The sequence below is a fragment of the Gillisia sp. Hel_I_29 genome, assembly GCF_000744275.1.
Classification (GTDB): Bacteria; Bacteroidota; Bacteroidia; order Flavobacteriales; family Flavobacteriaceae; genus Gillisia.
In genome coordinates this window covers 163,949-177,901 of the sequence record NZ_JQLP01000005.1, presented here as the reverse complement: position 1 = coordinate 177,901, position 13,953 = coordinate 163,949, and the positions used below count along the sequence as shown (strand labels likewise).

General features: G+C 35.1%; 9 protein-coding genes. All 9 read right to left on the bottom strand.

Annotated features, from left to right (window positions below):
• Positions 1–1,329: a TolC family protein gene (locus P163_RS05815; RefSeq protein WP_034893962.1), complete on the bottom strand. Its 1,329-nt coding sequence runs from the start codon at positions 1,327–1,329 to the stop codon at positions 1–3.
• Positions 1,316–4,519 (bottom strand): efflux RND transporter permease subunit, encoded by a 3,204-nt coding sequence (locus tag P163_RS05810; protein ID WP_034888628.1) that lies wholly within the window; start codon positions 4,517–4,519, stop codon positions 1,316–1,318. Before P163_RS05810 ends, P163_RS05815 begins: the two co-directional genes overlap by 14 nt.
• 2 nt (positions 4,520–4,521) lie before the next feature.
• Complete coding sequence (locus tag P163_RS05805; RefSeq protein ID WP_034888626.1) at positions 4,522–5,652, bottom strand: efflux RND transporter periplasmic adaptor subunit; 1,131 nt, start codon at positions 5,650–5,652, stop codon at positions 4,522–4,524.
• 226 nt (positions 5,653–5,878) lie between these two features.
• Positions 5,879–7,792 (bottom strand): ABC-F family ATP-binding cassette domain-containing protein, encoded by a 1,914-nt coding sequence (locus P163_RS05800; protein ID WP_034888624.1) that lies wholly within the window; start codon positions 7,790–7,792, stop codon positions 5,879–5,881.
• A 356-nt stretch (positions 7,793–8,148) separates the two neighbouring features.
• Positions 8,149–9,210: an NAD(P)/FAD-dependent oxidoreductase gene (locus tag P163_RS05795; RefSeq protein ID WP_034888622.1), complete on the bottom strand. Its 1,062-nt coding sequence runs from the start codon at positions 9,208–9,210 to the stop codon at positions 8,149–8,151.
• A gap of 65 nt (positions 9,211–9,275) precedes the next feature.
• Positions 9,276–10,169 (bottom strand): gliding motility protein GldN, encoded by an 894-nt coding sequence (gene gldN, locus P163_RS05790; protein ID WP_034888620.1) that lies wholly within the window; start codon positions 10,167–10,169, stop codon positions 9,276–9,278.
• A gap of 13 nt (positions 10,170–10,182) precedes the next feature.
• The gene (gene gldM, locus P163_RS05785) at positions 10,183–11,724 is read right to left on the bottom strand and encodes a gliding motility protein GldM (RefSeq protein ID WP_034888618.1); all 1,542 of its coding nucleotides are present in this window, start codon (positions 11,722–11,724) and stop codon (positions 10,183–10,185) included.
• 55 nt (positions 11,725–11,779) lie between these two features.
• On the bottom strand, positions 11,780–12,424 hold the full coding sequence (gene gldL / locus P163_RS05780) for a gliding motility protein GldL (protein WP_034888616.1): 645 nt from the start codon (positions 12,422–12,424) through the stop codon (positions 11,780–11,782).
• Between the two features lie 58 nt (positions 12,425–12,482).
• Positions 12,483–13,844 carry a gliding motility lipoprotein GldK gene (gene gldK / locus P163_RS05775; protein WP_034888613.1) on the bottom strand — a complete coding sequence of 454 codons (1,362 nt, stop codon included), beginning with the start codon at positions 13,842–13,844 and terminating at the stop codon, positions 12,483–12,485.
• Positions 13,845–13,953: the final 109 nt, after the last annotated feature.

The following is a 13,953-nucleotide window of genomic DNA, read 5'->3' as shown; positions in this document are numbered from 1 at the left end:
TTATAACTCTAAGTTTAACAATTGCCCCGTTAATTGCAACACCTGTAATTCTGCAAGTTTGGCATCGTATTTTGCAAGATTCTTATTTGTTCTGGCATTCAGTAAATTGGTTTGAGCCTGACGAAATTCTATGGATGAGATCTGACCTAATTTAAATTGCTCCTGAGATCTATTAAAATTGTCTTCGTTGGTAATCACATTCTTCTCCTGCACTTCATAGATATATCGCTTATTTTGATAATTACCCCATGAGTTCGCTATATCTCGTTTAACCTCTAAAATAATTTGTTCTTTTAGATATTGCTGATTCTCAAATCTAATTGAAGCGTTCTTAACGTTCGTTATAGTTCTTCCACTATCAAATAGATTCCATGTTAAATTTAAGCCCGCAGAATAGCCTCTAGATGTATTTGTTTGCACAAAAGAGGTAGAAGGAAGATTACTATTATTCCAACCATAAGAACCGGTAAGCCCCAGACTTGGAAGATATCCAGATCTACTAACTTTTATATCGTAATCTGTAATTTGGAGATTGCTTTCTGCCTGCAATAGGCTCACATTGTTAAGATTGGAGGTCTTTATAAAATTCTCTATTTCTAACTCAGATAAAAAATTGATTGTGGTATCTATAGCAATAGATCTTAAGTCTTTTTGAGGCTCATTGAGTATTACCAGCAGATCTCGTTTCGTATTTTCTAGTTGCTGTTTTGTGTTTAACAATGCAATACTATCATTATTAACATCTACCTCCGCATTTAAGATTCCTAATCTAGAAGTCTGTCCATAATCAAATTGATACTGGGCTCTGGTAATACGCTGTTTAGAGATCTCTAACGTTTCATTGAGAACGCCTACATTTTCGGTTAGTCTTGCCACTTCAAAATACACGCTCATAAGCTGCAAAATGGTATTCTCTATGGTCTCTCTTGCCTCTAATTTGGTTAGTCTATATTGTTCCTTCAACTGCTTATAGGTATAGAACCTACCTAAGCCATCAAACAAGGTGTAATTCAAGTTAAGCGAGGCATTGTAACGCTTAGTTTCTGCTCCATTCAAATTACGAGCTTCTCCCTCCTGAAATTGAGCTTCAATATCTTCATTGTTATAATTTGCACCTGCATTGGCAGTTACACTAGGCAAATAACCAGAATTTAAAATTCCTTGATTGTTATCTGCAATTTCAACCAGATTATTAGAACGTTGAATCCCAAAATTATTTTCTAAGGTTCTTTGTATTGCTTCTTCCTTGGTGAGCACTGTTGATTGTGCAAAAACATTTCCGCAGAAGATGAGCAAGATTAATGATAAGATAGGTTTAACTTGCCTCATGAACTTCTTCTTCTCTTTGTTCTTTAATAGCTCTTTCAACTTCCTCATTTTTCACTTTTTTTCCTGTAGCCAACCAAATACTACCCACTTTTATATTATTACTGATAGATAGAAATAGCGGTAGAAGCAGTAATGTTAAGATGGTTGCTATCCCAATTCCGTAAGCAATAGAAATTGCCATTGGTTTTAAGAACTGGGCCTGTCTACTTTTTTCAAATATTAAAGGAGCTAATCCTGCTATGGTGGTGATAGAAGTTAAAAATATAGCTCTAAATCTGGAGCGCCCGGCCTCATAAAGCGCCTTTTCAAACTTCATTCCTTCCACTAAAAAACTATTGAACTTTCCTATAAATACCAATCCATCATTTACCATGATCCCTATTAAAGCAATGATACCCAGTGCTGATAATACGTTTATTGGGAACCCATGAATCCAATGCCCCCACGCTACTCCAATAACACTAAATGGTATCATTATCATAAGAAGTAAAGGCTGACTGTAACTTCTAAAAGTAAATGCGATGGTGGCATAAATAAGGAATAAGACAATTGGTAACACTTTATTTGCAGATGCACTTAATTTATTTGCCTCTCTATTTTGTCCCTCATAAGAAACAGACAATGAAGGATATTGTGCGAGTATATCTGGCATGATATTATCCTCAATATCTTGTAAAATCTCTGTAGCAGATCCATTTGGATCTTCCATATCTGCGCTTACCCGAATTTCTCTTTTCCCCTCTAAATGACTTATAGATTCTGTTCCTCTAACGATCTCATAAGTAGCGATCTCTCTAAACGGAACTCTATTTCCAGACGGAGTTATTAACCTATAATCATCTAATTGTGTGATAGAAGATCGAGCTTCTAGATCATAGCGTACCCATACTCTAATCTCATCCTGTCCGCGTTGAAAGCGTTGTGCTTGCGCTCCAAAAAAGGCATTTCTAACCTGCCTCATTACGTTGTTGAGATCCAAGCCTAGCGCATAGGCATTGTTCTTTAACTTAATGTCTATTTCTTTAATTCCCTTTGGATCGCTGTCTGTAACATCTTTAAGCAATGAGTTGTTCTCAAAAATTTCTTTAAGCTCTTCTTTAGCAGCTTCTAATTCTGAAATATTATTACCCAGCAATGATACAGAAACCGGACTTCCACCAAAATTTCCTCCAGAACCAAAGGTGAGACTTTCCACGCCAAATACAGGTCCTACTTCTTCTCTTATAGAATTTGTTATCTCTGGAGATCCAAAATCTCTCTCTTCTCCCGGAAGTAGATTTACTTGCAAAGAGGCTTTATTATTACCAGGTCCCACTTGCTTAATAATATTTTCTACTACTTGCTTATCTCCAGATTGCTTGGCAGAATATTCTTCATTCACTCTCCATGCAGCAGCCTCTACCATGCTAATAATAGAGTCTGTTTTGGCAGGATTAGTACCTTCCGCCATCAAAAGGTCTATAGAAACCCTATCACTCGCTATACTTGGGAAAAGTGTGACTCTAATCCATCCTCCTCCAATTGCTCCTATAGTAAGTATAAAGAATACCAAGAGAATGGAAAAGCTCAATATCTGCTGACTTAGTACGAACTTAAGCACTGGGCTATAGATTCTATCTCTTAAATAAGACATTATTCTATCTCCGGTTCTATTAAAACCTCTTAGCTTATCAAATATTTTAGCGAAGCCTTTTTTCTTCTCGTTTAGTACTTCAGAATCCCTTTTTAAGGCTTTAGAATGTGCTATATGCGCTGGTAATATTATAAGAGCTTCAACCAAAGAAACAGTTAAGGTTAAAATAACAACTGTAGAAACTTCTCCAAAGAATTCTCCAATTCTACTATCTAAGAATAAGAAAGTACCAAATGCTAGTATCGTAGTTATTATTGCTGAAATAATTGGTGGCACTACTTCCATAGTACCATCTATAGCTGCATTAATAGGAGTTTTACCCATTTCATAATGCTGATAGATATTTTCTGAAATAACAATCCCATCATCTACCAGAATTCCTATAACGATAATCATCCCAAAAAGCGATAGAACATTTATAGTTACTCCAAATTGTTGTGCAAAAATGAACATCCCTAAAAAAGCTACAGGTAAACCAAATGCCACCCAAAACGCCAATCTTGTATTTAAGAAAAATGAGAGAAAGAATAAAACCAATAATATACCAACAAAACCATTTTCCAGCAAAAGCATGGTTCTTTGATTTAAGGTAATAGAAGAATCACTCACAACATCCAACCTTACATTAGTGTTCTTCTCATTAAATGCTGTTATGTATTCACGAACGTTCTCTGCCGTAGAGACAAGATCTTCACTGTTAGTATTACTAATTTGAATATTTACTGAGTTGTTACCATTAAAATAGGAAGCATTGGGAGTCTCAGAAAAACGATCTCTTATCTCTGCAATATCACCTAACCTAACAGTCTGGCCGCTGGCACTAGCTCTTACTACTAGATCATTTAAAGCATCTCCATAGTAAGATCTATTATTAGCACGTATTAAGTAATCTTCTGCATTGGTTTTAATGGTACCACCGGTAGAAAGAATGTTCGCATTAGAAACGGTAGCAGCCACTTCTTCAAATGAAAGATTATAGGCCAAAAGATCTTCTTGACTTACTGCTATCTCTATCTCTTCTTGAGGAAATCCGGAAATACTAATTTGAGAAATACCATCTATTCCTCTAAGGTCGTTCTCAATTTGTTGGCTAATTTGTTTTAAAGTAGCTAGCGGAATATTTTCTCCACTTACCGAAAAACTAATTGTAGATCTAATTTGCTCCTGTTTTGCAACAACCAAAGGTTCCATTCCTGATGGAAAATTAGGAACCCTATCTACAGCATTCTTAACTTCAGCTAGAAGAGCATCAATATTTTCACCTTTTTCTATTTCTACGGTTATTGATCCTCCACTCTCACGAGCCGTTGAAGTTACCCGATCTATACCTACCAATCCTTTAAGATTATCTTCAATCTTCAGAATAATTCCCTCTTCGATCTCTTCTGGTGAAGATCCCGGATAAGCTACACTAATTGTTATGATCTTAGAATCTACCAATGGAAAGAAGGAAGACTTCATGTTCATAACTCCAATTATTCCGAAGATCACAAAAGCGAAGATCAAAATATTAACTGCAACCTCGTATTTTATAAAATAACTAATTATTTTTCTCACAACTAGTTGATGTTAGATAGGTTGGTATTACTATTTATTTCTACAGGCATACCTACGAATGCTCCAGGTACCGGAGCAGAAATAAGTTCGGTTCCATTTTCTAATCCCGTGATAATTACAGACTCTGATGTAAAATGAACCACATTGATTTCTGCAAGTTGAAGCACATTGTTCTCCACTACATAAACCTTGTTTTGAGAGACCAATAGATTTCTGGGAATAGATGTAGCATTTTCTACATTTCTTGCCGCTACACTAGCTTCTAAATACATCCCCTCTTTAACTTTAGCATCTTCAATCTTAATAAAGACCTGTACCGTTTGAGAATTTGCATCTATCTTACTATTAACTCTACTAACTTTCCCTTTAAACTGTTGAGTTCCCTCTAAATTTTTTAAATCTACTTCTTCTCCTACTTTTAAAAGATCACTAAATGATTTTCTAATTGCAACTTCCAACTCATAAGCAGAAGGATCTATAAATTCTCCTAATCGCTGTCCCGGTCTTACCAAAGAACCCTCTGTTACAACTGCATCTGTTAGCACTCCGTTATAAGGAGCAACAATAGTGAACTTATTTAATCTGGTTTCTAAATTCTTTATGTTATAATAACCGGAAACTATACCTCTACCAGATATAAAATAATTTTCCTGATCTGATGAAGGTTTTGGTAAGGGAGCCAAGCTTCTATTAACATCAAAATTATTTAAATAAGTCTGCCACTTCTTAAAATCATCTGGATAATCCAGTCTTAGATCTGGCATCACCGATGCAATTTTATTATACAGCTCACTTTTTGAAGCTCTAACATTAGCTGCATATTCTACCGCATCTATTCTTAAAAGCACCTGACCTTTGCTATATTCCTGTCCGGGTCTAAATGGTTTAGAACTGCTTCTAAATATACCCTCTACTTCAGAGAATAAACTGGTTTTTTGTAGAGCTGTAACGGTTCCATTAGCAGGAATAACGATAGGTACCATACCATTATCCACTTTTTGAACGTATACCGATTTAATTACTTTTTTAGCAGGAGGTCTTTCCTTGGTATTACTGTCTATAATAGATTTTGCAACAAAGATGGCTGCAATTACCAGTACTACTCCAAGAATTGATAGTATAATTTTACGCATGCTTTACTTTTAATTACCCTTTAGACTCTCAAAAGTAAAAAGCGTTTAATTTATAAAGCTACTAAATTACAGAAATAAGCCAAGTTAATTGATTTGCTTGTAAAAAACAGACATAAAAAAAGGCAATCAAATTGTTCTAAAACAATTAATTACCCTTTATACAATGAAAAGAATTTTATTAATTACAAGTCGATTTTAAAATGCTACAAAATCGACCTCGTAAATATTAAGAAATTGTTTCAAGTTCAGACTGAAGCTTTTCCCATGAAGCCATTAATGACTCTAATTCTTTTTTGTTCTTTTTATAATTCTCTAAAAAATTAGGTTTAGCAATGGCTTTATTATAATCTGTTGCCATCTCCAAATCTTTAACTTTCAGCTCCTTCTCCAACTTGTTGATCTTAGCCTCGGTATTGCTTAATTTATTCTGAAGAGATTTGAACTTCTTTTGATCATTATAAGCCTGCTTATTATCATTATTCTTGTTGTCTTCTTTCACCACCTTATCTCGCTTTTCTATAGCGCGCATATTCTCAACATTTCGCTGCTCTAGATAAAAATCTATATCACCTAAATATTCTTTTATCTGTCTATCTTTAAATTCATAAACAGTGCTTGTAAGATTCTGTAAGAAATCTCTATCGTGAGAAACGATAATTAGAGTCCCTTCAAAGCTTTTCAATGCTTCCTTAAGCACGTTCTTAGATTTTATATCTAAGTGGTTGGTAGGCTCATCCATAATAAGCACATTGAAGGGCTGAAGCAATAATTTACAAAGCGCCAATCTATTTCGCTCTCCACCAGAAAGTACTTTTACTTTTTTGCTTACTTCATCTCCTCTAAAAAGAAATGATCCAAGCATGTCTCTAACTTTACTTCTGGTAGACTCTGTGGCAGCATCAATCATAGTATCTAGCACCGTTTTTTCACCATCCAGCTCATCTGCCTGATTTTGTGCAAAATACCCCAATTGTACATTGTGCCCGAGTTTTAAATTCCCGGTATGATCTATTTCCCCAACTATTATCTTAGCCAATGTAGTTTTACCTTGCCCGTTTTGACCAACAAAGGCAATTTTACTACTGCGCTCAATAAGCAGGTCTATATCTTCTAGAATCTGTACTTTCCCATAAGCCTTCCCTATTTCTTCTGTCTCCACGACGATTTTACCTGGTTGTACAGAAATAGGAAAACGCAAATTCATCACTGCATTATCATCTTCATCTACCTCTATTCTATCAACTTTATCTAGTTTTTTGATTAGAGATTGGGCCATAGAGGCTTTAGATGCCTTAGCACGGAATTTTTCAATAAGCTTTTCTGTTTGCTCTATCTGCTTTGCCTGATTTTTCTGAGAAGCTAATTGTTGTTCTCTTAATTCTTGGCGCAAGACTAAGTATTCAGAATAAGGTTTCTTATAATCATAAATCTTCCCTAAAGATATCTCTATAGTTCTATTGGTAACATTATCTAAGAACATCTTATCGTGAGAAACAATGATCACACAACCGGTATAATTATTCAAGAATTGTTCTAACCAGATAATAGATTCTATATCGAGGTGGTTGGTAGGCTCATCCAATAACAAAATATCATTGCTTTGAAGTAATAGTTTTGCCAGTTCAATTCTCATTCTCCATCCTCCCGAAAAGGTATCTGTTAGCTTGTCGAACTTTTCACGGTCAAAACCAAGACCCATTAAAACTTTCTCGGTATCACCCTGATAGTTATACCCACCTATGATCTCATATTGATGCGTAAGTTCAGTTAGATCATGAATAAGATCCATATACTCGTCACTTTCATAATCTGTTCTGATGGCTAGCTGTTCATTAATATGAGCTATCTTTTTCTCTATAACCTTTATTTCCACAAAGGCCTGTTGCGCCTCGTCAATAACAGTTCTACCCTGAATAAAATCAATATCTTGCTTTAAAAATCCAATTTTAAGCTCTTTATCCTTAGCAATTTGACCTGTATCAGGCTCCTGTTCTCCAGATAGTATTTTGAGCATCGTCGATTTTCCGGCTCCGTTCTTACCAATAAGTCCTACGCGGTCTCCCGCTCCTAACCTAAAAGTAATTTCATCAAACAAGTACTCCCCGCCAAATGATATCGATAAATTGTGAATGTTAAGCATGTTATCCTTCTAATATTTTTGCAAAGATGCCTATTTTTAAATTGCTAAAAAAATGGAAATGAAAATCTTACAAGGAACTGAAATAAATGATAATTTCTGCTATCAAAATATATCCAGTTATATTCAGAATGAACCAACTTTCATATCGCTTTAAATCAAAAGTCCCTTTTAATAGATAAGAATCACTTGAGAAAATGCATCAAAGAAGTAGCTGGAAACAACTTAAACAATACCAATACATAACTCTACTATGTTTATAGTAACAGCAATTACATAAATATATCTTAGATGGACAATTCTTAAGCAAACGCAGCAACTCAATTATAAATTAAAACATTTCACTGCCTCAAAATTGTTTAAGAAGATAATGAAGGAAAATAGTTATAATATCTACTGATATTCACTTCTTCTGAAATATCGGTATCATTTAGTAAATGACCCACTAGCTCTTTTGCTATGGTTGGCGCTATAAGAACTCCTCTACTTCCAAAACCATTACAGCAATAAATAGTAGGGTGGTCTGGATGATTCCCTACCATAGGTTTTCTGTCTGGAGTTGCAGGCCTTATTCCTGCCATTTGGTCTACTATGGTATAATCACACTTTAGAAAAGCATCTAGCTTCTTTAATAAATATTCTTTCGATGCCTCCTTAGGTTCAGAAGTATGATCGTTGTTATCATAAGTTGCTCCCACTTTATAATGATCATTTCCAATTGGAAGAATAAATACAGAAGATTTAACAGCAACTTCCATTTTAAGATCTTCTGCTTTAATAATTATATATTCCCCTTTATTTCCATGCAATGGCAAGCAATTAAAAAATGGATTATCTTTCATTCCATAGCCTTCACAAAAAATTACAGCTTTTGCATGAATTCCTTTATATTCTACACCACCCGTTCTAAAATGTAAAAGATCATGTTCAAACTCTTCAGATTCCAGTGCTCCAAAAGATCTTATATAATTACTGAAATGATTAATTAGCAATTCAGTATTAATAACTCCTGTATGATTTACTTTTCCGAATGAATGATCTGAAGGTATAGATGAATTAATAGAAGATACCAGCTTAGGGTCTAAAAATTTTGATAATGAAGGCTTATCTGTTGCCTCAAACCAATTATTCTGCTCTTCTACAGAGTTAAATCTTCTATAGATTGGCATTTCTTTAATAATTGAGACATTTAACTTCTCTTCCAGTTCTTTATAAAATGGAAGTGCCACTTCTAATTGTCTATCGGCATTCCATGCTAGTGTGAACCTTTTCAGAATAACAGGATTAAAGATTCCCCCTGCTACCACAGAAGATTTTTGAGAATGATTCTCATAAACTTTGATCTTCTTTCCTGCATTTAGCAATTCTTCTGCTACTGCTATTCCACTTAAACCGGCTCCAACAATTATATAATCTATCATGGTATAAAATTAAAAAACGCTCCGAAATATCGGAGCGTTTTTGGAATTAAATATGGAAATAATTATTAATAATTCCACATATCTTGTTCAAAATTACGTATCTGCTCTTGTATACGTTGAGATTCTAATAACTGCATAAATGCATTATCTGTTATATAATCATCAACAGTTCTATCTCCCTGTACGTTATCTTCTTTATAAATAACCGCATTAAATCTTCTAGCATTCAAGAGATGGTCGAAGGTAATGGAAGAGGCTGTATTGCTTCCATTAAAGGCATCATTATCAAATAACAATGGCCTAGCATCCGGAAACCATACCCAAAACAATTCTACTAGATCTGGTTCTTCATCATCAATAAAGTTAACATCTGGAGCCACAGGAGCAATTCCTAAGATTCTATATTTTAACTCTGCCTGACGCTTATCAAAATACCACATCCCACGAACATGATACTCTGCTATATCTGCAGAAGTAATATCTCTTCTATCAATAAATTGTTCCTCTATTTGTTCTCCGGCATTATACTGTTCTATACCAAGATCTGTAGTATCTACTTTAGAAATAGCTGCACTAATATCATTAAGCGTGCGCTTTTCATTAAAGTAAGAATCTGCATAAATATTCTTGATCTTTCCAGCCTTAATACCACCCATTAAAACATCATAAAGTGATCTTCTATTCCCACCGATGTTATTGGTGTCTATTGGATAATATAAAGGAAAGTTAACTCTTTCATCAAGATCTATAATTTCCCAAACATTTTTAGACCATAGTACATCTCTATCATCAACGTAACCATAATCTAATGGTTTATTCTCCTTCGCTACTTTAAGCTCGGCTGCAGATAATTTTCCTATTTCATCTGGTGTTGTAGCATTCAAAAGATTTGATTGCCCAAAAGATGATGCAGAAAGTAATAATCCAACTGTACCTAGCAAAAATTGATTCCACTTCATGGTATTGTTTTTATTAATTTGTTAACTCTACAAATACTGGAGATACTTTTTTAAGCTTGTATCCAGAGTTTGTAGCTAATTGTGCTTGAATTTCAAAAATTTGCACTGTTTCTCCTCTACCTGCTCTTCTTAATGCAGCTTTAGCAGAAGCGTCTAAAGAACTTCCTCTAACCTGAATGGTTGGTTGCCCAGAAACTTTAAAACTAAATCCAGAAACCCTTAAAGCAAGGTCAAAATCGAAGTCTGGAAGTAATGCTCCAATAGTAGAAGCTTCTAAACTGTTTCTTTGCATTTTCACAGAACCATCTTCTCCACGAATTGTACCAACTGGAGTTGGGATATCTTTTATTCTAAAAGACTTACTGTCTGAAACTGTTTCTCCACCAGGAAGTTTACCGCTTACATTAATAGTTACCTCACGTGCCTGAACGGTTGTAACATCCATAACATATTTACCAGCACCTCCAGCAGCTCTTAAACCTGGAGCATTTGCATTTACACTTCCAACACCAGGAATAGAGATAGTCATTGGGTTTTGAACCCCACGATACACCACATTCATCTTATCTGCAGATATAACGGCAGAATTAGGTTTTGGTATTACAGCATATGAACTTTTAATTGGAATTTTAACAACCGAGTCTCCTTCTTTAAACTGGATCTCCCCATTGATTTGCTGCTCTCCAACATTTCCTGCAGGAAAATTAAGAACAACTTGCCCAGCTTCGTTGCTGCTTACTTTATTTCCATTAACAACTACATTGTCAAATTTTAAAGTTTTATCTACACGCCCTAAAACAACTTTCCCTTTGAAGCTCTCTCCAGAGAAGAATGCTGTTTTCTCAGGAACTACAATAGCTTCATAGTTGGTTAAAGAAACTTCACTTGTTAACTGACCAGATAACATTGCAGAAAGCACTTCACTTTCTGTAGTTTTAATATCTGATTGTATTTGAGTTAACTTGGTGATAGATGCAACCAAAGGAAATCCTTCGTAGTTATATTTTAACCACTCAACTTTTGCACCATCTACATTTTGTTCTTCTGTAGAAAACTTATCTCGGATATTAGATTTAATAGATTCAAAACCTTTTTCGTCTCCAATCACATTTACTACACCTTCGCGATATGCTTTTACCTGATCTAAGAATTCCTGTCCTTTAGGACCAACTCTACCACTTTGGAAGAACATTTCGTCAAGATCATTAGATTTATCCATTTCTTCATATTCTTGCTTGTCATCAACATTAGCAAGAAGTTCAGATTTTAGATTTTCGATATAACTATTAAAGCTTGCAGATAGCTGATCTATCTTTTCAGCTTTCGCTTTTAACGGTGCATATTTTGCAGGTTGCTCCCCTGCCTTTTCATCTAAGCTTGCCATAAATGCAGCATTACGCTGAGAGGTGGTAGCATTAGACTCGGTTAATTTTTCATTCATTAGTCCAAAAGCAGTAAGTACTTCTTTAGACATATTTAAAGCCAGCATTGCGATGAAAACCAGGTACATTAGGTTTATCATCTTCTGTCTTGGTGTTTGTTTTCCAGACGCCATGTATAATTAGTTTAGTTTCTTATTAATATTTTTAATCGTCATCACAACTAATTAACTATTGTCTTCCATTCATAGCAGTAAGCATACCGCCATAAACACCATTTAATGAAGATAGATTATTTGCAAGACTTCCCATTTGTTGGTTCAACTTACCAGCATTTTCTGCTACTTCTTCATTAATTTGAGCTTGCTTAGCAGAACTCTCTACCTGAACTTTATAAAGATTATTCAATGTTTCCATTTGTGCTGCAGCCAATGAAAGCTCTTCACTATATTTTCTTTGAGAAGCCATAGCATCTACTGTAGGTGCAATTCCTTTTGCTGCACCTTCAAAGTTACGAATGCTAGAACCAAGACTTTCCATAAGGTTAGCATCGATCTTTGCTTCTTTCAACATATTGTCTAATTTTTTAGAAAGAGATGCATCCGTTTCTGTAGTTTCTGCTACTAATGCTCTTTCTTTTGCTGAAGCTGGCGCTCCTGCTAATTCCGGGTAAACTAAAGACCAATCAAGTTCGTCATCTACCGGCTCAAATGCAGAAACAACAAATACTAATGCCTCGGTAAGTAAACCAACAATTAACATTTCATTTCCAAAAGGCCAGTGCATGATTTTGAAAAGGGCTCCGATAATTACTACCGCGGCTCCTAGACCATACACCATATTCATTATTTTCATTCTAGTTTTTGACTGTGCCATAATACAATAAGATTAGTTTTTGTTTAGTTGATTGAATAGGTTATATAAAAATGGGTTCTTATTTAGCAGGTTGATTTAAAGTAACATCTGTACCAAGATAATCCTGAACAGTTCTAAAACCTATGTAACTTCTTGCTGTATCTGCATATTCGTAATCTCTGGTACTTACCTGTAAAAAGTAAGCAACATCTTTCCATGATCCACCTCTAACCACCTTTCTAAGGTCGTCTTCATTGTTAACGGTAGGGTTCATAGAAGACATATATTCATAAGCTGCAGGATCATAGGAAGAATTTACCCACTCTGCTACATTACCAGCCATATTATACAAGTTATAATCGTTAGGCTCGTAAGATTTTGCTTCTACAGTATACAAAGCTTGATCTGCTGCGTAATCTCCTCTTAAAGGTTTAAAGTTCGCCATAAAACAACCTCTGTCATTTTTTGCATAAGGACCACCCCAAGGATACGTTGCAGATTGTAAACCACCTCTGGCAGCATATTCCCACTCTGCTTCTGTTGGCAATCTAAATGATGGAACATCTTGATCTCCCTTGCTCTTTCTGTAAGCATTTTTATTAAGAGTTCTCCACTGTGTAAAAGCTTTAGCCTGTTTCCAGGTTACTCCTACTACCGGATACTCATCAAAAGCAGTATGCCAGAAATAATCGTTATGCATAGGCTCATTATACGAGTAATTAAAATCTTTTATCCATACTGCGGTATCAGGGTAGATCTTTACCTCTTCGGTAACTATAAAGTCACTTCTTTTTTGAGTTTTAGAACGTGCAGCTTTTTGGATATCCATCCATCTATACTTAAAAGTAAGTTTTTGAACATCTATAGTACGTTGACCATTATAAGATTCTTCTAATGGAATGTACATAGAATCCATAACTCTAGCATAAGCTTCATCCGGATAGTCTCTAGTATCCCAGATAACATCTATATCATGATTCAGTTTTCGCCCTTGATAATCTTCAGAAAAAGAAGTGTAATTGTCATACATGTATTTTTCATATACAGACATATCTTCTTCATTGGCATCTACAAATGCATATTCTCCAATACCGTCATCTCCAGGAGTTGCACCCTCTAGATCTGCTTCTATTGCTAATCTCATTCTTACGATAGAATCTCTTACCCAATTTGTAAATTGGCGATATTCCGAGTTAGTGATCTCGGTTTCATCCATATAAAAGGTTCTAACAGTAACTGTTTTAGTAGGGGCATTCTTCATATCGGCTAAATCATCATCAGATTTACCCATAATAAAAGCTCCACCAGGAATTAATGTCATACCAAAGGGTTTCTCCGGATTCCATTTTTTTCCTTTCGCACCTACAAGTTCGCCTCTATCACCGCTGCTACAGCTAGAAAGTAATGCAAGAACAGCAACAAGCGAAATAAATTTCTTCATAATTCTCTCGGGGTTATGACACAATTGATTTAAGCGGTAAACCTATCTAAATAATTTATAAAAAACAATAGTTTTAATAAAAATAGCTAAAATCAAGCTTATGCCGGTA

What these genes read in the sequence shown, in the direction of transcription:
- P163_RS05815 (WP_034893962.1), bottom strand. Translation starts at nt 1,329, where the DNA reads ATGAGGCAAGTTAAACCTATCTTATCATTAATCTTGCTCATCTTCTGC.
- P163_RS05805 (WP_034888626.1), bottom strand. Translation starts at nt 5,652, where the DNA reads ATGCGTAAAATTATACTATCAATTCTTGGAGTAGTACTGGTAATTGCA.
- P163_RS05800 (WP_034888624.1), bottom strand. Translation starts at nt 7,792, where the DNA reads ATGCTTAACATTCACAATTTATCGATATCATTTGGCGGGGAGTACTTG.
- P163_RS05795 (WP_034888622.1), bottom strand. Translation starts at nt 9,210, where the DNA reads ATGATAGATTATATAATTGTTGGAGCCGGTTTAAGTGGAATAGCAGTA.
- gldN (WP_034888620.1), bottom strand. Translation starts at nt 10,169, where the DNA reads ATGAAGTGGAATCAATTTTTGCTAGGTACAGTTGGATTATTACTTTCT.
- gldM (WP_034888618.1), bottom strand. Translation starts at nt 11,724, where the DNA reads ATGGCGTCTGGAAAACAAACACCAAGACAGAAGATGATAAACCTAATG.
- gldL (WP_034888616.1), bottom strand. Translation starts at nt 12,424, where the DNA reads ATGGCACAGTCAAAAACTAGAATGAAAATAATGAATATGGTGTATGGT.
- gldK (WP_034888613.1), bottom strand. Translation starts at nt 13,844, where the DNA reads ATGAAGAAATTTATTTCGCTTGTTGCTGTTCTTGCATTACTTTCTAGC.